This window comes from Larkinella fluvii (assembly GCF_051857545.1).
Taxonomy (GTDB): Bacteria; Bacteroidota; Bacteroidia; order Cytophagales; family Spirosomataceae; genus Larkinella.
Map to the genome: position 1 here is coordinate 59,884 of NZ_JBPZHB010000007.1, position 21,474 is coordinate 81,357.

18 protein-coding genes and 1 tRNA gene are annotated in these 21,474 nt (G+C 51.0%); 9 read left to right on the forward strand and 10 right to left on the reverse strand.

Annotation, left to right across the window (positions count from 1 at the left end; genetic code table 11):
• Positions 1–34: 34 nt before the first annotated feature.
• Entirely contained in the window at positions 35–1,726 is a 1,692-nt protein-coding gene (locus tag ACS5NO_RS19190; protein WP_439416641.1) for a VRR-NUC domain-containing protein, read from the forward strand.
• Between the two features lie 123 nt (positions 1,727–1,849).
• On the opposite strand, the gene ACS5NO_RS19195 is transcribed toward ACS5NO_RS19190, so the two are convergent.
• Positions 1,850–2,587: a class I SAM-dependent methyltransferase gene (locus ACS5NO_RS19195; RefSeq protein WP_439416642.1), complete on the reverse strand. Its 738-nt coding sequence runs from the start codon at positions 2,585–2,587 to the stop codon at positions 1,850–1,852.
• Between the two features lie 216 nt (positions 2,588–2,803).
• On the opposite strand from ACS5NO_RS19195, the gene ACS5NO_RS19200 reads away from it, so the two are divergent.
• Positions 2,804–3,184 carry a c-type cytochrome gene (locus tag ACS5NO_RS19200; RefSeq protein ID WP_114406071.1) on the forward strand — a complete coding sequence of 127 codons (381 nt, stop codon included), beginning with the start codon at positions 2,804–2,806 and terminating at the stop codon, positions 3,182–3,184.
• Between the two features lie 104 nt (positions 3,185–3,288).
• Here the strand turns inward: ACS5NO_RS19200 and rlmB are convergent, their stop codons facing one another.
• Together rlmB and ACS5NO_RS19210 are read right to left on the reverse strand one after the other, a co-directional pair.
• Positions 3,289–4,107, reverse strand: a complete 819-nt coding sequence (gene rlmB / locus ACS5NO_RS19205) for a 23S rRNA (guanosine(2251)-2'-O)-methyltransferase RlmB (protein WP_150880353.1) — start codon at positions 4,105–4,107, stop codon at positions 3,289–3,291.
• Complete coding sequence (locus ACS5NO_RS19210) at positions 4,080–5,420, reverse strand: GWxTD domain-containing protein (protein WP_439416643.1); 1,341 nt, start codon at positions 5,418–5,420, stop codon at positions 4,080–4,082. The genes rlmB and ACS5NO_RS19210 overlap by 28 nt, the downstream gene beginning before the upstream one ends.
• 209 nt (positions 5,421–5,629) lie before the next feature.
• Here ACS5NO_RS19210 and ACS5NO_RS19215 point away from each other — a divergent pair, with 209 nt between their 5' ends.
• The gene (locus ACS5NO_RS19215; RefSeq protein WP_439416644.1) at positions 5,630–6,397 is read left to right on the forward strand and encodes a class I SAM-dependent methyltransferase; all 768 of its coding nucleotides are present in this window, start codon (positions 5,630–5,632) and stop codon (positions 6,395–6,397) included.
• A 58-nt stretch (positions 6,398–6,455) separates the two neighbouring features.
• On the opposite strand, the gene ACS5NO_RS19220 is transcribed toward ACS5NO_RS19215, so the two are convergent.
• Positions 6,456–7,340 (reverse strand): SDR family oxidoreductase, encoded by an 885-nt coding sequence (locus tag ACS5NO_RS19220; protein WP_439416645.1) that lies wholly within the window; start codon positions 7,338–7,340, stop codon positions 6,456–6,458.
• Positions 7,341–7,472: 132 nt separating this feature from the next.
• Between ACS5NO_RS19220 and ACS5NO_RS19225 the strand changes: the two genes are divergently transcribed.
• Complete coding sequence (locus ACS5NO_RS19225) at positions 7,473–8,600, forward strand: trans-sulfuration enzyme family protein (protein WP_439416646.1); 1,128 nt, start codon at positions 7,473–7,475, stop codon at positions 8,598–8,600.
• Here ACS5NO_RS19225 and ACS5NO_RS19230 read toward each other — a convergent pair.
• The 5 genes from ACS5NO_RS19230 to ACS5NO_RS19250 form a co-directional block, all read right to left on the reverse strand.
• Positions 8,597–9,457 (reverse strand): SDR family oxidoreductase, encoded by an 861-nt coding sequence (locus tag ACS5NO_RS19230; RefSeq protein ID WP_439416647.1) that lies wholly within the window; start codon positions 9,455–9,457, stop codon positions 8,597–8,599. The genes ACS5NO_RS19225 and ACS5NO_RS19230 overlap by 4 nt on opposite strands.
• Before the next feature lie 185 nt (positions 9,458–9,642).
• The gene (locus tag ACS5NO_RS19235; RefSeq protein ID WP_439416648.1) at positions 9,643–10,812 is read right to left on the reverse strand and encodes a cysteine desulfurase family protein; all 1,170 of its coding nucleotides are present in this window, start codon (positions 10,810–10,812) and stop codon (positions 9,643–9,645) included.
• Positions 10,813–10,971: 159 nt separating this feature from the next.
• Positions 10,972–12,381: a phosphoglucosamine mutase gene (gene glmM / locus ACS5NO_RS19240; RefSeq protein ID WP_439416649.1), complete on the reverse strand. Its 1,410-nt coding sequence runs from the start codon at positions 12,379–12,381 to the stop codon at positions 10,972–10,974.
• A 177-nt stretch (positions 12,382–12,558) separates the two neighbouring features.
• A complete protein-coding gene (locus ACS5NO_RS19245; RefSeq protein ID WP_439416650.1) occupies positions 12,559–13,401 on the reverse strand; it encodes a transglutaminase family protein in 843 nt (280 codons plus the stop codon).
• 36 nt (positions 13,402–13,437) lie between these two features.
• Entirely contained in the window at positions 13,438–14,163 is a 726-nt protein-coding gene (locus tag ACS5NO_RS19250) for a proteasome-type protease (RefSeq protein WP_114406081.1), read from the reverse strand.
• Positions 14,164–14,415: 252 nt separating this feature from the next.
• Here ACS5NO_RS19250 and ACS5NO_RS19255 point away from each other — a divergent pair, with 252 nt between their 5' ends.
• Together ACS5NO_RS19255 and ACS5NO_RS19260 are read left to right on the forward strand one after the other, a co-directional pair.
• Positions 14,416–15,090: an NUDIX hydrolase gene (locus ACS5NO_RS19255; RefSeq protein ID WP_439416651.1), complete on the forward strand. Its 675-nt coding sequence runs from the start codon at positions 14,416–14,418 to the stop codon at positions 15,088–15,090.
• A 127-nt stretch (positions 15,091–15,217) separates the two neighbouring features.
• Positions 15,218–15,289: transfer RNA gene (locus tag ACS5NO_RS19260), tRNA-Arg, on the forward strand.
• Positions 15,290–15,415: 126 nt separating this feature from the next.
• On the opposite strand, the gene ACS5NO_RS19265 is transcribed toward ACS5NO_RS19260, so the two are convergent.
• Positions 15,416–15,868 (reverse strand): hypothetical protein, encoded by a 453-nt coding sequence (locus ACS5NO_RS19265; RefSeq protein WP_439416652.1) that lies wholly within the window; start codon positions 15,866–15,868, stop codon positions 15,416–15,418.
• Between the two features lie 215 nt (positions 15,869–16,083).
• On the opposite strand from ACS5NO_RS19265, the gene ACS5NO_RS19270 reads away from it, so the two are divergent.
• The 3 genes from ACS5NO_RS19270 to ACS5NO_RS19280 all read left to right on the forward strand — a co-directional run bounded on the left by ACS5NO_RS19270 (position 16,084) and on the right by ACS5NO_RS19280 (position 21,463).
• Positions 16,084–18,027 (forward strand): S41 family peptidase, encoded by a 1,944-nt coding sequence (locus tag ACS5NO_RS19270; RefSeq protein WP_439416653.1) that lies wholly within the window; start codon positions 16,084–16,086, stop codon positions 18,025–18,027.
• Positions 18,028–18,080: 53 nt separating this feature from the next.
• Complete coding sequence (locus ACS5NO_RS19275) at positions 18,081–18,944, forward strand: leishmanolysin-related zinc metalloendopeptidase (protein WP_439416654.1); 864 nt, start codon at positions 18,081–18,083, stop codon at positions 18,942–18,944.
• A 623-nt stretch (positions 18,945–19,567) separates the two neighbouring features.
• Entirely contained in the window at positions 19,568–21,463 is a 1,896-nt protein-coding gene (locus ACS5NO_RS19280; protein WP_439416655.1) for a hypothetical protein, read from the forward strand.
• Positions 21,464–21,474: the final 11 nt, after the last annotated feature.

A 21,474-nucleotide genomic window follows, 5' to 3' on the forward strand; every position in this document is an offset into this window, starting at 1 on the left:
AATAACGGTAAAGATGGGCAAATGGATTGAAAAAATGGCAACCAGACCGCAACAGATCGAACTTCCACCAAAATACTACCTCGATTATTTTCGCTACCTGACCGGTTTTGTCCGTCGCATGTACGGCCATTTGCTGAATGAAGCGGAGCAGGGATTCATTCGCCGGTTCGACGAGCTGACCGAAGATGCGCAGTGCCTCTATGTGCGGTTCAGCAACCGGCGGGGAACGTTTTTTCGGGTGCAGAAGCTGCAATACAAGGAAATTGACGACCTCCCGGCGGCCGTGGGTGAACTCCTCATCAACGGTTTTATCGAACGGCTGAACCCGCACCACGAAGTGCTGGGCGACGAGGTCTTAAACACCTTTACCAAACCGGAGTTGCTGGAACTGTTGCCGCTGGAACCAGAGGAAGTCAAACCGCTAGGAAAAGCGAAAAAGGAAAACATTGTCCGGTATGCCCTGCACGAGCTGGATTTTGCCCGGATTGTCGAAAGCCTGACCCGGTTTGAAACGGTGGTGAAACCGCATTTCGACGCAGAGGTCATGATGCTGAAATACCTGTTTTTCGGAAACCGTTCCGGCGACATGACCGAGTTTGTGATTCGCGATCTGGGCATGGTGACCTTCGAACGCTACGACGAATCGAAGCTGACGGCCCGGTTTGTGAACCGCAAAGAGGTGGAAGACAAGCTGCTGATTTCACTCACGAACGAAGAATTTCACGAATTGCGCGATTCCGTAACGCCACCGGAAGACGTGTTCAACTGGTTTATGAACTGGGACGAAACCCGGCCTGAACTCAGTGAGATTGCCAAACCGGGTTATGCCAAACTGGTAGCCCACGTCGGCGGTTATCTGGAACGGCAGAAAATGCCGGAACAGGCCATGCAAGTCTATTCCCTGACCGAACGGGTTCCGGCCCGCGAACGGCGCGCGCGGCTGCTGTTCCGGTCGGGGCTGACGGAGGAAGCGCTGGCCCTCTGCGACGAAATCGCGCTGAATCCGCAGAACGCCGATGAACGGTATTTTGCCAACGATTTCCGGGAAAAAATCCTGAGTGCCGGGGAGAAAAAGCGCAGCCGAAAAGCCACCACCCGGTTTTTGTCCGATGCCGAGAGCGTCGGCATTCCGGCTATTTACCGGCACCACGTCGAAGCCGGGGTCATGAATCACTTTCTGGAAACCGGCTGGGAAGCATCCTTTACGGAAAACTATCCCTGGCGCGGTCTGTTCGGGCTGGTGTTCTGGGACATCATTTACGACGCCAACGTGCAGGCCATTCACCACCCGCTGCAACGGACGCCTTCGGATTTTTACCTCCCCGATTTTTACGTCAAACGCGAAGAGTTGCTCAAAAAACGCCTGGCCGACCTCAAAACCCGTGACGATTGGAAGAAACACATTGAGACGGTTTTCTTCGAAAAATACGGAATTACGAATGTGCTGGTCGACTGGAACGAGGAACTGTTGAGCCTGAATCTCCAGATGGTCGCTTTGCTGGAACCGGCGCAACTGGGTCTGATCATGCTCGAAATCTCGCGCAATCTCCGTGAAAACACCCGCGGTTTTCCCGACCTCCTGATCTGGAACGAACAGGGAGATTATGAGTTTGTGGAAGTAAAATCCCCAACCGATCATCTCGGTGCGCAGCAACTGCACTGGCTGGAGTTTTTCCAGCTCATCGGCGTCCGGTCGCGGGTGTTGCGGGTGATTTGGACTATATAGAGTGAAGAGTGAAGAGTTAAAAATTAAGAGTTGAATTTCAGCAGGAACACTATTTCAACTACTCAATGCCAATCTTTTAACTTTTAACTCTTAATTCTTAACTCTTAATTCTTAAATATGCACTCACAATCTCCCCGCGCGGAGAAACACCGGAAACCGGACTTCCCGTTCGCTGTTTCCCCAAACGGTTTTCAGTTGATCGGACATCCAGAGAACCGGGTCGTTTCCGTGCTGGCGGATGTATTTCTGCACACTTGACCACGTTCGTAGGTAGTTCAGAAAGCGATCCAAATCCCAGTTTCGCCGGATGGTAAAGTTCTGATGAACGACCTCATCGAACGGAAACGGGATGCTGGCATACCCTTCATCAACGTGTTTTCGCTTGCTGTCCCAATACGGCCCGATGATGACCTCGTAGAAATGGTAGAAAACCGGATCGATAACCGGGTCGATTTGCGCGTTTCCGTACCCCCACTCGGCCAGAACCGCACCCGGTTTTGCGACCCGCCGAACCTCCCGGTGAAACGCGCCGGTATCGAACCAGTGCAGGGCTTGGGCGACGGTTATCAAATCGAAAGACTGGTCCGAAAAAGGCGTTTGCTCAGCCGGACAGACCGTATAGGTAATATTGGCTTTCTGAACGGCTTTTTCCAGTTGCTGTGCGCTGATGTCCGTGGCATCCACCTGGTCAAAATGGGCCGACAACACGCTGGCAACCTGTCCGTTGCCCGTGGCGCAATCCCACGCTTGTTGACGGCCGCCGGTTATGGATAAGAGAAAATCATAGAGTTCGGGCGGATAATCGATCCGGTATTGCGCATAGAGATCGGCGTGGCCCGAAAAAAGGTCGATGGTGGCCATAGTTAAATTCAGGAAAACAGGATTCTCATTTTTTTTCTTCTTTTTCTTCCATTTCGACGGTAGCCATTAAACTTTCGGTTTTCTACCTTGTCAAACGGGCAAGATATTTATGGAAAAAGCCGGTAGAGTGTTGGCGTATATTAGCATTGCCGTATAACTTTGTTGGCCCGATCACAGTTTTTAGTCTTAACTCATTAAGCTTTTAATCGAATTTACATGAAAAAAACGTTTGGAATGCTCATTGCGGTTGCCCTGACCGCCCTTATTTCCGTCAGCAAAGCGCAAGCTCAGACCGTAATACCCGACGACATTAAAGCTTTACTTCAGAAAAACATCTGTCTGGCTTGCCATAACCCGGACACCCGTCTGGTGGGCCCTCCTTATAAAGAGGTTGCAAAGAAGAAATATACCGATGCGCAGATTGTCGAATTGATTTACGAACCAAAGCCGGAACACTGGCCAGGTTACCCCCCGATGGCTGCGTTGAAAAACGTTCCGAAAGACGAAGCACTGAAAATTGCCGCCTGGATTAATTCTTTGGATGGTGGCGCGAAAAAGGCCCCGGCTAAAAAACCGGCTGCGAAGAAAAAGGCGTAATATTCGCTAATACGTAAAAAAATAGTCCTGCCAAAAAAGCAGGACTATTTTTTTACACGGATGAAATTATTTATAATTCGCGATTTGTAAATCGCGAATTATGCTTAAACCCCTTCATCAACCGGCGGCTCGTTGTCACTGAAAATCCGTTGCCGGACCGCTTCGTACAAGACCACACCCGTGGCCACCGACACGTTCAGCGACTCGACTTGCCCCACCAGCGGAATGCGGGCATGGTGGTCGGCCAGGCGCAGCAGTTCATCCGAAATACCGTCGTCTTCCGAACCCATGACAATGGCTGTCGGGCCGGACATGTCAATGTCGTACAGGTAGTTATCGGTTTTTTCGGTACAGGCCACGACCTTAATGCCTGACTCTTTCATGTATTTCAACGTCTCCTCGAGATTGACTTCGCGGCAAACCGGCAGGTGACTCAAGGCGCCCGAAGAGGTTTTCATGGCGTCGGAATTGATGAGCGCAGCCCCACGCGCCGGAATCACAATCCCCTGGGCACCCGCACACTCCGCCGTCCGGGCGATGGCCCCAAAGTTGCGCACGTCCGTAATCCGGTCGAGCACCAGCAACAGCGGCACCTGCCCTTTTTCGTAAACGCCCACAATCACGTTCGAGAGTTTGGCGTAAAAAATCGACGACACAAAGCAGATCGCTCCCTGGTGATTTTTCCGCGTAATGCGTTCCAGTTTCTCAACCGGCACGCGCTGAATGGTCACCCGGCGCTCAAACGCGAGTTGCTGAATTTCGGGAAAGCTGCCTTCCTTGACCAGATACAGCCGGTCGATGTCTTTCCCGGAACGCAGAATTTCGGTAACGGATTGAATGCCAAACACCATCTCATCGCTGGAGTACTGTTTGGGCTTTTTGGTATGAAACGTATTTACTCGCGAATTGCTCCGGTTCTCCATGCTTCGACTACGGGATACCAGACGGGTTGATATTCGACATATCGCACCAGTTCATAGTGATCCTCAACAAATTGATTAGGTTTTCGATTAAAGGTAAAGTTAATTTCCGAGACATTCGCACGTTGGTTATATACCCACACCTCCCGGTCGCGGCTACGCTGAACCCGGTCGGGTGGCCCCAGCACAATGTAGATCATCCCTTTGTCGGTTTTCCAGCCTTCCTTATACGTGGTAAAAAGGCGGTTGGCTTCTTCTACGCGGCCATAATACGCCCGAATGGCTCCTTTTGCCAGACTCTGATCACCGGCCATCAGCGTCAGCCAATACCGGTCGAGTGCTTTTTTATAATCCGCAGCCGTATTCAGGCTGTTGATTTCGGTGTTGGTGCTAACGTATAAAATGGGCTTGATCAGTTTTTCGGGGCGAGTCATTTTCGGGAAGCGGTTGTCGGCCACGACCAGCCCCAGACCGAAGGCATCGGCGGTATCTTCCACAAAATAATACAGGCCTTCGTCCGGTAGCGAAAACGGCTGGTTCGTCATCACTGTCATGGTCGAATCCACGCCCATCACTTTGGTCGGCGGACGCGGTGTGGTATTCATCGGCGACTGCGCCGGATCGAAATCGTGCCGATACCGGAATAAATGCAGCGGTTTCGAAACCGCCCCCAATACATCCCGTACCACCACCGTATCGCCGGCATTGACAAAATGGTGCTGCTGCGGCAGATTGGTTTTCGGATCAAAAAAAGCAAACCGGTCACTCAGCTTGACGGTCTTAAACCGGATGGGTAAATCGTTCAATACCTTGCGACCCGTACTGATTTCGGTAATTTCGAGCAACATGACTCCGTTGGCGGTGTTGGCCGGTTTCTTCACATCAAACGCAACCGTCAGCACATCGCCCGCTTCGGGCGTGGCTTCCCGAATCACCGACTCGGCCGTCAGCGGAACGTTACCGTAAGCCAGTCGTTCGCGGCTGTTGTAGTCCGGATAAACGACGTAGTTGAGCATAAACCGGGACGTAAAATCCTCGACCGTGGCATGTTCACTGCCCTTCCGAACCATCAGATTCATGTACACCCGAATCGATGACGAATCTTTCCCCAGAAACCGGCCTTTGGTCGAAACTACCCGCCAACTGGTTTCCGTCGGTCTGGCCGGAGCCGAAGCACTAACCGGTGCCGACCTCGGTGCCGACCGGTCCGCCGGTCGTTCGGTCTGGCTAGTGCTGCTTTCCGGATTTTTGGTACGCTTGCCGGAAGCACAGGCTCCCAGTAAGGCCGCACAGAGTATGATAATGGCTATTCTCATATGGCTTAAATTCTATTCATACCTAAAACGAACAAAACGCCCAATCCCATCAATTCCAATTCGTTTTTTCAAAGCTACCGCAAATCAAGTAACTTTACCGAAAAAAAGAACAATGGGGACCCGGTTTATTCGAAAGCTGTGGCTTTAAGCACGCATTCGTTTTAGCCGAATCCTTCTTCCAACTACCCGAGTCACCGCTCAGGCATCCTATGTATAAAACCACCGAAATTACCTCCGCCGAAATTGCATCCGACAATCCTGTTCACCAACGGCTGTTGTTTCCGTACGTCGAAGCCGCCAAAATCGTGCGCGGCAAGGTACTGGAAATCGGTTGCGGCTGGGGACGCGGACTCGAATTGCTAACCAAAGCGGCTGATCACTATACCGGCATTGACAAAAATGAGGAGTTGATTCAATCGCTTCGTCAGGAATACCCACAATCTACGTTTATTCAGGCCAATATTCCTCCACTGAGCGGGTTAGCCGACAACAGCTTCGATTATATCGTCACATTTCAGGTCATCGAACACATTCAGAATGATGAACTGTTCATTAAAGAAGCGTTTCGGGTTCTGAAACCCGGTGGAACGCTGCTGCTGACCACCGTCAACCGCCTGTTTTCGCTCACCCGCAACCCGTGGCACGTGCGTGAGTATACCGCCGACGAACTGAATAAATTGATGCTGCGGTATTTTCCAAAAGTCGACACCCAAGGCATTCACGGCAACGGGAAAGTGATGACGTACTACGAGCAGAACAAGAAATCGGTCGAGAAAATTACGCGCTACGATGTGCTCAACCTACAACACCGCCTGCCCCGCTGGATGCTTCAGGTGCCTTACGATCTATTGAACCGCCTGAACCGCAATAAATTACTGGAACAGGACAGTTTGGCGGCCGAGATTCAGTACACGGATTATGTACTGACCAACACGCCCGCCGGAAGTCTGGATTTCTTTTATCTGGCCCGGAAATAAACTCGCTTGTGTGAAACCGCTGACAGGGCTTTATCGCTGTCAGGGTTTCACACAAGAACTACTCCTTCCCAGCCCTATTAGACTCCTTGATCGCCTGTCCGATTTCATCCCATTGTTCCGGGGTCACGCTTTCCAGGTGATTGAACTCCCCCGCCGACAGCACTTCCCCGCCGTCGATGGTAATGCACTCGCCGGTGATGTATGCGGAGTAATCGGACAGTAAATAAGCAGCCACGTTCGCCAGTTCCTGGTGTTCGCCAGCCCGTTTGAGCGGAATACGGCTAATGGGGTCCATCATCTTCACCAGCGGTTCGGGGAAAAGCCGGTCCCAGGCACCCTTGGTTGGAAAAGGGCCGGGCGCAATCGCATTCAGGCGAATACCGTATTTCGCCCACTCGGCCGCCAGTGATTTGACCAGGATCAACGCTCCACCTTTGGCGACGGCGGAAGGAACAACGTAACCGGAACCCGTTGTGGCATAGGTCGTTGAGATGTTCAATACCGTTCCCGGAATCTTATTTTCAATCCAATATTTCCCGACCGCAAGCGTGAAATAGTACGTCCCGCGCAACACGATATCGACCACCACGTCGAACGCTTTGTAGGATAACCGCTCGGTTGGGCTGATAAAATTTCCGGCGGAGTTATTTAGCAGCGCGTCGATCCGGCCAAATCGTTCGACGGTTTGGGCAATCACCTGCTCGATTTCCAGCGGTTTACGCACATCACAGGCCAGCGGCAACACCTGTCCGCCCGTTTCGTCCATCAACTCAGCGGCAGCGGCTTCCAGAACGGGTAATTTTCGGCTGCAAATGACCACATTGGCACCCAGTTGCAGAAAGTACCGGGACATCGATTTCCCCAACCCCGTACCCCCACCCGTAACAATAATTGTTTTATCTTTCAACGCGCCTTCGCGAAGCATGCCCTCAGCTTTGATCATAATTCGGGTTAGTTATATTTCCGCCAGTTATTGGCCGATGGAAACTTGCGGTAAAGTACAAAAGCCATCTTTTGTATAAAAAAATCGGGAAGGCTTTTCGCTAAATTATTTTCGTACACAACTAGAAATCCCATGCATCCTGAAACACTCGCCATCTACCAAAGTCGTATGGCCGACGCTAACGCCGGAGCTGTCGTCCCCCCTATTTCGCTCAGCACCACCTTCGAACGGGAAGCCGATGGCTCGTTCCCACACGGACACATTTATAGCCGGGCCAGCAACCCAAACCGCGATTTGCTCGAAACTGCCCTGGCTCAACTGGAAGGCGGTTATGCCGGACTGGCCTTTAGCTCCGGTCAAGCTGCCACGATGACCCTGCTGCTGGCCCTGCGACCGGGCGACCATGTCATTCTCGGCGATGATGCTTACCACGGAACCCCGGCCCTGCTCGAAGAGCTTTTTCATCCCTGGGGGCTGACCTACACCCGCGTCGATTTTACGGATCTGGAGACCATTCGCAGTTCCATCCACGAAAACACCAGCCTGATCTGGATTGAAACGCCGTCCAATCCGCTGTTGAAAATAGCCGATATTCAGGCCATTGCCGATCTGGCGCACCAGGCCGGGGCGTGGTGTGCCTGCGACAATACGTGGGCAACGCCGATTCTGCAACGCCCACTCGATCTCGGCTGCGATGTGGTGATGCACTCCACGACCAAGTACATCGGCGGCCACAGCGACGTGTTGAGTGGCGCGTTGATTTTCAGGGAAGACGGTGATTTCTACCAGCGCGTTCGGCGGTATCAAACCCTGGGCGGTGCCGTTGCGGCTCCGTTCGATTGCTGGATGCTGTTGCGCGGCATCAAAACCCTGACCACCCGGGTGAAGGCACAATCGGCGACGGCTTTGCAACTGGCACAATTCCTGCACCAGCATCCTGCCGTTGAAGCGGTTCATTATCCGGGTCTGGAAAGCCATCCGGGCCATGCCATCGCACAAAAGCAGATGACCCGGTTTGGGGCCATGCTGTCGGTTCAGATCAAAGGCGGTTCCGACGCAGCCATGACGGTGGCAGGTCGTGTCCAGCTTTTTACCCGGGCCACCAGTCTCGGCGGAATCGAAAGCCTGATCGAACACCGGGCGTCGGTAGAAGGCCCGAACACGACGACACCCCAGAACTTACTGCGGATTTCGGTTGGACTTGAACACGCCGACGATCTGATCGCCGATCTGGAACAAGCGTTGAATGCGCTGACTTAAACCGTTACCTGGTGTTTTTTCAGGTGGGTTAACTGCTCACTCAGCGTCCAGAGCTTCGTGGCATTGAACCGGCTCTGGGCGGCTTCGCTGGGCGGTTTGGGGCGGTTTTTGGCAAAATACAAACCCGTCACTTTGTCTACTTCGGGCGACGAGGCCAGGTAAATACCGGTTGTGGCGCCTTCTTCCGGGCTGATGAAAAAAGGCCGTGCCAAGTTAAAAAGTAAACCTTTGAGGTTGCTGTAATTCTGGGCAAAATTGGTCTTCACCACGCCGGGGTGCAGGCTGTTGGACGTGATGCCGTCATCGGCCAGACGTTCAGCTAATTCGTTGGCAAACAGAATATTACACAGCTTCGAGGCTCCGTAGGCTTTCATGCCTTCGTAATGCCGAGGTTGGGCCAGTTCATCGATTTTGAAACCCCGATCCCAGCGATGCGCTTCGGAGGAGACCGTAATGACGCGGGAATTGGTTCCTTTCCGAAGCAGGTCGATCAACAGATTGGTCAGCAGAAACGGCCCCAGGTGGTTGGTGGCAAAGGTTAGCTCAATGCCTTCAGATGTATATTGTTCTTTTTCAATATATAAACCGGCGTTGTTAATCAAAACATCCAGTCGGTCGAAGCGGTCAATGACTTCCCGGGCGGCTTGAATCACCGACGACTGGCTGGCCAGATCGCACCAGAGCAGATCGACATAGCCGGTTTTGCTGACGCTCTTGATCTCCTGACGAACGGGCCGGGCCTTTTCCAGATTTCGGCAAAGCATGATGATATTGAAACCTTTTTTAGCTAATTCTAATGCGGTTATTCTCCCGATGCCGGAATTGGCACCAGTAATCAGACACGTTCGGGACTGCATGGTGGTTTTTTTAGGTTACAGGAATAGTAACCCGCTGAGGAAGGAAGAAGTTTTGGGAATGGAGTAATAACGAATATTCACATTAATTATAAATGAAAAATGATGAATGCTAAATGTAAAAGTTGAATAGGCCAACCACTTTTACATTTAGCATTCATCATTTTTCATTTATAATTAATAACTTCTTATTTCACAGCCGCTTGTTCGCGTTTGAACAGCTCGACCAGCGTATCGACGGCGTAATCCACTTCTTCGACAGTATTGTATTTGCTGAATGAAAACCGGATGGCGCCCCGCTCGGCATCGTTGTGGGGCAGAGCCGAAAGCACGTGGGAGCCGAGGTTAGACCCACTGGTGCAGGCGCTGCCACCCGAAGCGGAGATGCCCGCAATGTCGAGGTTGAACAAAAGCATGTCGCTCATTTCGGACGACGGCAGACCGACGTTCAAAACCGTATACAAACTTTCGGAGAGATTAGCCGACAGCCCGTTGAACGATACGCCATCCAGCCGTTCGCGCAGTTGACTGATCATCCGGCTTTTCAAACTTTCGATGTACTGCCGGTGGCTTTCCATCTGGGCATACGCTATTTCCAGCGCTTTGGCCAGGCCCACAATTCCATAGACATTTTCGGTTCCGCCCCGCATGTTGCGCTCCTGCGAACCGCCGTGAATAAACGGATGAATCGGGCCGCGACCGGATTTGGTATGCGCATTGACGTACAGAAAACCGACGCCTTTGGGGCCGTGGAATTTATGGGCAGCACCGACGACAAAATCGACCGGAAGCTGCTGTAAATCATGCCGATAATGGCCCATCGTCTGTACCGTATCGGAGTGAAAAACCGCTTTGTGTTCCTGACAGAGACGGCCCACGGTTTCCAGATCGAGCAGGTTGCCGATCTCGTTGTTGCCGTGCATCAGCGATACGAGGGTGCCGGGATTCGCCCGGAGCAATTCTTCCAGATGCGCCAGATTGATGCGCCCCTCCTCATCCACTTCCACCAGATTCAGCGTAACCGCGCCCTGCTTATGAAGGTGTTCGAGCGTGTGCAACACGGCATGGTGTTCGAGCGGAGACGTGATGGCGTGCGTCAGGCCGTAGGTTTCGATGGAACTGCGGATGGCGGTGTTATCGGCTTCGGTTCCGCCGGAGGTAAAGAAAATTTCGGCCGGGGACGTGTTGAGCAGCGTAGCGACAGTTTTCCGGGCCCGCTCGATGGCCGTCCGGACTTTCCGTCCGTGGGAATGAATCGAAGAAGGATTGCCGAATTCCTCAGTCATGAGCGGAAGCATGGCTTCCAGCACCTCCGGGTCGAGTCGGGTGGTGGCGGCATTGTCAAAGTAGGCGCGCATTGTGATGTTGTGTAATACACCACAAAGGTACGAAATTAGAAATTGCCCCCAACCTTTAGAAATTGCCCCCAACCCCCTAGAGGGGGCTTTGGAAGCCCGTATTGTAAAGCCCCCTTTAGGGGGTTGGGGACAATTTCTAAAGGTTGAGGGAAGTTTCGATTATAACTTGGCGGCAATCACTTCTTTAATATCCGAAATGATTTTATTGGCCAGGTAATCCGCCGTTGAAAGCGTATCGGATTCAGAGTAAATCCGGATGATGGGTTCGGTATTGGATTTGCGCAGGTGCACCCACTCTTTGTCGAATTCGATCTTGACGCCGTCGATGGTATTGATGGGATTTTTGGCATATTTGGCCTTAATCCGGTCCAGCACCGCGTCGACGTTGATGTCGGGCGTCAATTCAATTTTGTTTTTGGAAATGTAATAATTCGGGTACGTCCGGCGCAGCATCGATGCCGATTTGCCAAATTTGGCCAGGTGCGTCAGGAAAAGAGCAATCCCCACGAGCGCATCACGGCCCAGATGCAGATCCGGATAGATAATACCGCCGTTGCCTTCACCACCGATGGCCGCATCGACTTCCTTCATCATTTCCACCACATTGACTTCGCCAACCGCCGAAGCCGAATGCTTTCCACCGTATTTCTGCGTCACGTCGCGCAGGGCCACCGTCGACGACAGGTTCGAAACCGTATTGCCCGGTTTTTGATCCGCCGACCGGTTTTTCAGCACATAATCCGCCACGGCTACCAGCGTATATTCTTCGCCAAACGGAGAACCGTCTTCGCAGATGAGCGCCAGCCGGTCGACATCGGGATCAACAACAATGCCGAGATCGTATTCGTTTTTCTCTATTTCGACAATGATGTCGCGCAGATTTTCGGGCAGCGGTTCCGGATTGTGGGCAAATTGACCCGTGGGTTCGCAGTGCAGCCGCTGAATCGATTCCACGCCCAGGGCTTCCAGCAACATCGGAACGACAATACCGCCGGTTGAATTGACGGCGTCGACGATGAGCCTGAATTTTCGGGCCGCAATGGCTTCTTTGTCCACCAGCGGCAGGGCCAGAATGGCATCGATGTGCTTCTGAAGCCAGGTGTCGTCGGTTCGGTAAGAACCTAACTTCTTGACGTCCACAAAGTCGAACGCTTCCGATTCGGCCATTGCCAGCACATCGGTGCCGTTTTCTTCGGAAATAAATTCACCTTTCTCGTTTAGCAACTTGAGTGCATTCCACTGAATCGGATTGTGGCTGGCCGTCAGGATAATCCCCCCGGCGGCTTTCTCGCCCGTCACGGCCAGTTCAACCGTTGGCGTAGTCGATAAACCCAGATCAATCACATTCAGCCCCAGCCCCTGGAGGGTGGCAGCTACCAGTTTTGAAACCATTTCACCCGACAACCGACCGTCCCGCCCAATCACGACCGTACGGTTATCGGGATGGCGTTGCCGTACCCACTGTCCGTACGCTGCTGCAAACTTCACTACATCCAGGGGTGTAAGGCCATCGCCACTACGCCCACCAATGGTTCCACGAATTCCGGAAATCGACTTTATTAATGCCACGTTGAAAGAAATAATGAATATACTGAATGGTTTACGTATAAATGGTTTTATTTATTGAACGGCTTGATTATTAAATGATTACTAAGTACAAACGAATGCATAATCCATTTAACCATCCACCCATTTCCAACCACGCAGCCATTGAAACAAAGATAACTTCTTTTTCCGATCCTCGGTCTATTCCGTTCCGGTTATCGAAACGGTCGTCGTCATGGTCGAGCGGGCCTGCCCCCGAAACGCACCGGCTAAAGGGGCCAGGCGATCATGAAAAAAGGAAGCTGCCAGAAAAACATGGTGATTGATGACCACCGAGCCTTCCGTCGGATCGAAACCGCGCCAGCCCGCACCGGGCAAATACACCTCAGCCCAGGCGTGGAGTTCGTGGTCCTGCTGCGGATTTCCGTACAGATACCCACTCACGAACCGGGCGGCCAGTCCAATGCTCCGGCAGGCCGCAATGTACAGCACGGCATAATCGCGGCAGGAGCCTTTGCGTGAAATCAGCGTCATCTCGGCGGACGTTGCCGGTCCTTCATCGCGGGTTTCGTACACAAAATTATTGCAGATCGTCGTGCAGAGGTGCGACAGAAACGGTACGGTTTGCCATTTGGCTTCCGACGCGATCTGCCGCGCGTATTGCTCCACCAGCGTGGTGACGGCGGTTCGTTCGAGATACGGTTCCAGCATTTTCCGGTCGGCGTCCGAATAATTAAACGGGATGCGCTGCGTTTCGAACGGAAACAGAAAAAAGTCGTAGGCGTTATACAGGTCCGATTCAATTTCTGTTTCGGCCCTGACAACCAGCGAATTGGTCTGGCTGGTGAAATAAATCACCTGCTGCGTGTTGCCTTCGATATCGACATTACTGACCAGCTTGCTGGGCAGCGGGTCAATGTGTAATTTGTAGCTATTTAACCGTTGGTGCGGGTAAATTTTGGGGTATAAATACAGCGTGTGCGGTTCCAGGGATACCGCTGCGGAGTAATCATACCGGAGTTCGTGCCTTACCCGAAGTTTCATTGGTGCGTAGAGGTGGTTAACGCGTGGCTTTCCGAATTAGAGTATTTTGTCAAATATGGGATTCATCCAGGCCGTTGGGAGTTTACGAACTGAATTATTCAGTAACGCGCTCCACTGGTTCGACACGCCTTCCATATCTTCTTTTTCGAGTCGGTGCTCGGTCAGGTGAAAACTATCTTTCGCGTATACTACCACATCGAGTGGATAATCCACGTCGTTGGCGCTGACCCGCGTGGCATCGAAGGCCAGAAAGCCCATTTTCAGGGCATCCTGCAGGGAGGATTCGTAGGTCAGATTCCGGTACAAAAGCGGTTTTCCGTAGCCCGAATTGCCAATGATCTTGAACGGAGAACCGTGGTCCACTTCCACCCAGTTTCCTTCCGGATAGAGCAGAAAAAGTTTGTGTTCTTCGTCGTCCTCCAGTTGCCCGCCTACGATGGCGTTCAGGTTAAAGTGCATGCCGGACGCTTCCAGCGCGGCTTTATCTTCAATGGCCACGCGCCTGACCTGCTCACCGAAGGCATTCACTGCCTTATACAGTTTGTTGAAGGACCGGTCTTTCTCCCCTATCACTTCCCGAAAGTAGGTGATGGCCTTGTCGCGGACGGAGCGCAGACCGGAGGTCATGATGAACAGAGAGTGATTTTCCAGTTCGTGAACCGAAATCTTACGATTACTCGAAACTTCGGAGCCGGAGGTAAGTCGGGTGTCGGCAATGGCGACTAAGCCGGAGGCTACTTTGATACCTAAACAATACGTCATTGAATCTGTAAACTACAAGCTATGGCGAATGGCAAATATACACGTTTCCGAAATTTGACCCCCGATTTAAACCGGTTTTTACAAAAACAACTCGTTTTTGTTTTGGCAAGGCGGTAGAAAACAGCAAAAGATCTGGTCTGAATTAAAATTTGCCGGACTTTAAAAAAGGGTTTGTTACTTGCATATCGGATGCGGTACGGACACTTTGCCGGGTCGCAATAACCGAAAACAATCCCTCCAAAACGAATAAATATGAAAAAAGAATCGCTGGCTGATGCGCCCAAATACCGGTTCTGGAAACAACAGGCCGAAACCAATGGACTGATTATCAATAAAATAGACGAGTTTTACATCCGCCGACGCCACAACGGCGAGGTGCTTTTCGCCATGCTGGAAGTGGATGCCAACACACCGGAAGGCGACAAAATACCGCCCGCGCTGTTTCTGAAAGGCCACGCAGCGTCGGTGCTGGTGTGCCTGATCGACCAGGAAACGAAAGACAAATACGTGGTGCTGGTGCGCCAACGGCGGATCTGCGACGGCTCCCACACCTACGAACACCCGGCGGGTATGGTCGACGCGGCCGATGACCCGCAGGAGGTGGCCGCCCGCGAGGTGGGCGAAGAAATTGGTCTGGACGTCAAACCGGAGGAGTTGACCAAACTCAACAACCGGCTCTGGTTTCCGAGCACGGGCACCAGCGACGAAGCCATGCATTATTTCTTTGTCGAACGCGAACTGCCGCGCCAGCAAATCATGGATTTTCACCACAAGGACATGGGCGTAGCCTCCGAATTCGAACGCATCACCACCGCCGTGACGACCTTGCCCGAAGCCCACAAGCTCATCACCAACATCAACGGGTTGCTGATTCACTTTTTATACCTCCACGCGGTGGGCGATTACGACACCATGAAGTTGCTGTAAGTGAGGGAGAAAGGTGCCAACGCACCCGAAAAAAGGGGCAAATGAATAAAAAAGAAAAAGCCGGGCTTGCGAAAAAGGCGTAACAATCACTATATTTGCAACCCGAAACGGGCAGTAGCCCGCGAATGGACCCGTAGTTCAATGGATAGAATTTCGGTTTCCGGTACCGACGATAGGGGTTCGAATCCCTTCGGGTTCACGAACTAGTGCAAAAACCCCCTCTACGTAGCGTAGAGGGGGTTTTTCGTTTTCTAAGCCCTCTCCCAATTATTTTTTAAAATCAGTCTTCCCAGCGATAAAAGGTTGAGTTGATAAAAAAGCCACATCACCGTCCAGCATATTTGTAAAAATGCCGGACGGTATCTGCTTGTTCGGTGTACGTCTTCATGAGATCACTGGTTTGCATTTCCCGGGTCACACGATAATCCCTTCCAATTAGAAAATACTTCATTTGATGGGTCCCAAAGTTTTCTAAAATGGTCCGTCGGTCTTTGTCTTCCTGATTAAAATTGCGGGATCGAACCAGCTTCAAATACAAAGAGTCATTTTGATAGAAAGCAACATAATCGACATTTCCATCATTTTCATGTTGAAGAATACGGCGGTATCCCATGGTTTGGGGAGTAATTACTTGAGTTGGTGTCACGGTTTTAATCCACTCCCATTTCCCCATTAACTCTGAGCTTAAGGGAGGGGCACAACCACAGCCGGGTTTGTCACAAGCTTGTAACCATGAGCAAAAAGCTAAAGTCAGGAATGTCGAGGTAATTCGTCTCATACCGTTTCAGGTTTTACATGATCAATTTCCATTTACCATCAAACTGACTCCTCATGAATAGGGACGTCGAATTCTTCAGAATACAATTTTCACTTTAAGTATCCCGAAGTTCGTATAAATCCGGGAAATTCCCCTGATTAATAGGAGTATTTTCACCTTGAATGCGTGCGACTCAAGTGGCAATTTTGATCCATAAATAGCTACTTGTGTTTACAATGAAAAGAGAAACCATTCCATTTAAACGGCCGGCTTATCTTCAAAAAATGAACTCGTCGGTACGCACTCATTTTGAAAGAGCAACCAGCCTCCCGGTTTTTCTCTCCTCTTCAAGCACGCTCAATCTGGAAGATCGTAAGACGGTTGTCCGGCAGGCTCTCCTGCTTATTGAACAAAACTACGCTCACCTGCCCCTGAAAAGGGCAATGCACGCAATTGATCCCGTCCAACGACTTAAACTACTTCTACAGACCCTTGAGTTCGGTGAAGAAACGAGCATGCCGCCCGAAACCGAATTTCACCACGAAATGACCGACATATTTATGTCGCTCCGGGATCTCCACACCAATTACCTTTTACCGGATCCGTTCAGGAATATGACAGCGTTTCTTCCGTTTATGGTGGAAGATTATTTTGAGGGCAAAGAGCGACGTTACCTTGTCTCGCACGTCTCTCCAGGGTTTAGCCATCCAACCTTCGGTCCGGGGGTAGAGGTGGTCTACTGGAATGGAATGCCCATTGAAAAAGCGGTTTTGAACAATGCAGCCCGCTATGCAGGCAGCAACCGGGAAGCACGTCTGGCCAGAGGGGTGCAAACTCTGACGACCAGGGCACTGATTATTGCCGCTGCACCGAGTGAGGAATGGGTTATTGTCGGCTACCGGACAGTCGATGGTGAACTTAAGGAAATCCGATTCGACTGGATGGTGAATCCTCCATTACCGACTGCAACCGAAGTAGACAGTCGCCAGCAAGATCTGGCGCACATGATGACAACGGGGCTGGATCTGGAACAGGATCTCATTCAGCAAATGCGAAAAGCCCTATTTGCACCACAAGTTATAAAGGCCCAAAAGCAGGTTGCCGTTAAACTGGCCAGCGGAGAGACTCTTTCGGATCTTGATAGTACACTTCCCCATATATTCCAGGCACGAACGGTAACGACACCATCCGGCACTTTCGGTTACCTGAGAATCTTCACGTTTAGTCACCAGGACGTACCGGGATTTATTAACGAGTTTATGCGGCTGATTACGCTATTGCCGGAAGAGGGTCTGATGCTGGATGTCCGGAGCAATGGTGGAGGTATCATTATGAATGGAGAATTTCTTCTTCAGTTACTGACGCCCCGCCCGATCGAGCCTGAACCCGTGCAATTCATTAATACTCCCCTGAATCTCATGATTTGCAGAAACGCGCCCCGCGAAGTGGCATTAGACCCCTGGATTGAGTCTTTAAAGCAAGCGCTTCAATCGGGAGCTTCCTTTTCGGCCGGTTTTCCCATCTCCGAAACCAGGGCCTGTAACCAAATAGGACAGCGGTATTTTGGCCCGGTGGTGCTCATCGTCGATTCACTCTGCTACAGTACGACTGACATTTTTGCGGCCGGGTTTCAAGACCACAATATTGGCCCGGTGCTCGGGACAGACGGAACTACGGGGGCAGGTGGAGCGAATGTCTGGACCCACACTATTTTTTCGCAGCTTCTGACGGGGGCAGACTCTCCCTATAAGCCATTGCCGAAAGGCACCAGCCTGCGGGTAGCGGTTCGTCGAACCTTACGTGTAGGTCGGCGGGCTGGAACACCGGTGGAAGATTTCGGTGTCATACCGGACGAACGTCACTTTCTGACCAGGAATGACTTACTCAATAAAAACCAGGATCTCATCAATCGGGCCGGGGCAATCCTGTCTACCCTGCCGGTGCGAAAACTGAAAACCAGATCCGAGAAGCTTGCCACAAACCAGGTCGGTTTCACCGTCGAAGTTCAGGGAATCACACGGATTGATGTCTACGTGGCAGAACGCCCGATTGAATCGATCGACATCAAGCTAAATCAAACGGCATTTACGCTGTCAACGGCCGCAGAAACGCGCCGACCGTTGGAAATCAGGGCGTATGATGGCAGTGACCTAGTAGGCCGTTATCGGGCAGAAATCTGATTTTCAGAATTCCTGATCTTATTAATCCTCATTAATCCTAAAAACGCTATCCCATGAAAAAGCAGAAAGCCACTGTGATCGAATCCTATTTTGCAAAAGCAGATGTGAACTTAGCGCAGGCATTAGCCAATTCAACCTCCCCTTTTACCATTGAAGTACGGTTTTTAGGTGGGCTGACCGAAAACCAGAAAAACGCCTTTAAAGCCGCAGCCGACCGCTGGAGCAGTGTCATCGTCGGTGATTTACCGACGATTAAGGTGGACGGCGAGAACATCGATGATGTATTGATTTTGGCAGAAGGCTCTGATATTGACGGATCAGGTGGCATTCTGGGACAGGCAGGCCCAACCCACTTACGCCCGGCCAATGCGGGGGTTGCTGCTTTTCTACCGGCTAAAGGCAGAATGACCTTTGATAAGGCCGACCTGGAAAATATGGAAAATAACGGCAGCTTGACTCACGTAATTACGCATGAGATGGGGCACGTCCTCGGAATCGGTACCATCTGGACTAGAAAAGGGCTTCTGAAAGGAGCTGGAACCACGAATCCAACCTTTACCGGTACCCTGGCCATGTTTGAGTACGGCCAACTGAAAGGCACCGGCCCCGCTCCCGTTCCGGTCGAAAATCAACATGGTCCCGGTACACAAGACTCCCACTGGCGCGAGCCTATCTTCCGGAATGAGTTGATGACCGGATTCATTGACATGGGTAACAACCCGCTTAGCCGGGTCACCGTAGGCAGCCTAAAAGATATGGGGTATGTCGTGGATATGAATGCCGCCGAAGCATACACGCTTCCGAACCTACTCCAACTGGCCGAAAGTGGTGAATTGATTTCTGCGGAAGATTCCCTCGAGTTAGGCACCATGCTGTCTATTATTCCTACGGTATTACCTGAAGACAGTTTACAGTAACAAAACCGCCTATTGCCATGATACGCTATGCCTGCCTGCTACTTACCCTCTTTCTTCATCACGCCCAACCGCTTTTTTCCCAATGCATAGGGTGTAAAAATTCTGATAAAGCAAAGCAACCTGACACGCTAACCGTCAGCAGTGGGGGATTGCTCCTTTCGCCCTTGCCTACTTTCATAGCCCGCGACTCAGCTTTAATCCTCGTTATTCAGGATGACAAAATAAAACAGAAGACGCAGCTACAAACCAAATTGAAAGAAAACAAGCTGGCAGAAATACCTGCTTGTTTAAAAGAGCTATTCCTAGAAAAGTCAAATAGTATCAACACAGATATAACTAATTTTAATAAGGTTATTGATCAGGAAAAGGAGACTACCTACGCGATTAAGGTCGGAAATGGACCGTCATTTAACCTACCGAAGCCAGACAATAACCAGAGTGAAATCAAGTTTTCAAAAGCCGGAAAAACCGCCATTAAAATAGTTAAGAAGCACGTTGACAATACTTTTTTTAAGGAGCAATACGACAGCAGCAAAAACAAGTATGCGGATTGGAGCCGATATAAACCTATCGTCAATGAACTTTACCCCATTTACGCCCGGTACGAAGCCCGTATCCGCCAGTTGAATGTAACGATCGAGGCACTGAAGGAAAAGAAGAAATGTTGCGGCCCCGAAAATACCGGGTTACTTGAAAAGTTAAAAAATGAACGCTGTCAGTACCTTGATTCGATTCAGCGGACCCAGATCCAACTCTGTTCGATCGCGTATCAGGTGATCAAATCAAACGAAAAGTGGATAAATCACTGGCTTTGGTACACGGGTGGAAATCCAGTCCTGAATCCGTTCGGCGTCACCTCGCCCACGGAAGCCAATGCTGAAATTGATCGGCAACTGGCTTCGGCCGAAGCCACCCTCCGGCTTTATCAGGCCCTCATGGACAAATGCTGTGAATCAACCGTGATCAAGGACATGTTGGACACCCTGAAACCGGCTATTTCCGAACTGACGCTGGTTCTGGTAAAATTGCGCCAGGAGAAAGAAAAAGCGCCCGTGCGACAGAAAGCGTACGAAGACTGGTTAAAATCAACCGCTCAGACCGAAACCGTGTTGAACGAAATCGTACTGTATGCGTCCGACTGTCCACAAATCAACTGGATGACGCATTATGACGCCCAAAGCAACTACGCCACCATGCAACCGGATGGTTTACTACCCGATCTGGTTTTTGAAAAAGATGCGCTGCGTGGCCTGGTACACAATATCCCTTCGGGAAGAAAGGTATCGGCCAAAGAAGTCGTGAAAGAAGCGAAGCTTCGCACCGAGATCGACGTGCAGACGGATGAATTTGCCGGTGCATTCACCCAGGCACTCGTCAACAGCAACGCGATTTCCGCGCTGTTCAATCAGCTCAGCGGTATTTTAAATACGATCCGCACGGTCGGAAACCTGGGCGACAGCTCTCTAAAAGTTGATGACCAGGCTGGGGTCAGAGCACCAGTGGAAAATGCCCGCCAGGCGCTAATCGTCGAAAAGTTACGGGAACTGCTGGCTCCCTTGCTGGATGGAAAGTCGGACGCACAGCAACTGGACGAACTGTCGTGTATCCTGAAATATCCGCTAGAGTATAAGAATAAGTTAAATGCGGCCATCCGACTCGAAAACAATAAAGCAAAGCCCGTTTCGGACGCCGAATTTAATGAAGCGTTACAAATGCTGATAAATGAACGGAAAGACAAACTAAGAGTGGCTGAAGAAGCGAAAAATAGTTGTACTGATCAACTGGCCATATTCGATTCTTCCAGCTCATTAATCCGCTGGTTGATGGAACAAACCGAACCCCCAATTGACGATCTACAGATCGCTTATACTGAATTCGCCCGGAAAAAAGCCAATCAGGAGCCGGTTTTACGATCGGAAGATGTGCTTATTAATGAGAGCCGGACCGCAAAAGGCACCAATGACATAAGCTACGACATTTTTGAAGCCGGAAAAGAAAAACCCGTCGCTACCGGCAGTTATAAAACCTATCACACGGTTCGTTTCTGGCCATCGGTCAGCATTAATTACGTGTTCGGATCACGGACTGTATCTGTTTTCGACAACGCCACCGGGCAGTTCCGCACGGACACCGGCATCGACAATTTTGAAGCGGTGGTGGGGGTAAAATGGTACCTGGGGCCAAGTAATCTGACCCGAACCGCTACCCGAACCCGGTTTATCAAAAATACCGCCGATAAAGAGTATAATTTCCCCCGGGGAAACAGTGTGTTGGGTAAGCTCTTTCTGACCGGCGGACTAGGGGTCACCCACAAGTTCCTAAAAAACTATTTTCTGGGTGCGGGCATTGACATCGTACCGGGATTAAGCGTGCAGGGTGGCGGCAATCTGTTCTTTCGAAAAGGATACGACCTGAGGAATGGCCAGATCAGTCGCGAATATGATGTACCGACAGGCCGCTGGTTTTTTGGGTTGGCCATTGATCCGAATGTAGTTACCAAATTGATTTCAATCTTTTAATCCATTCAAAG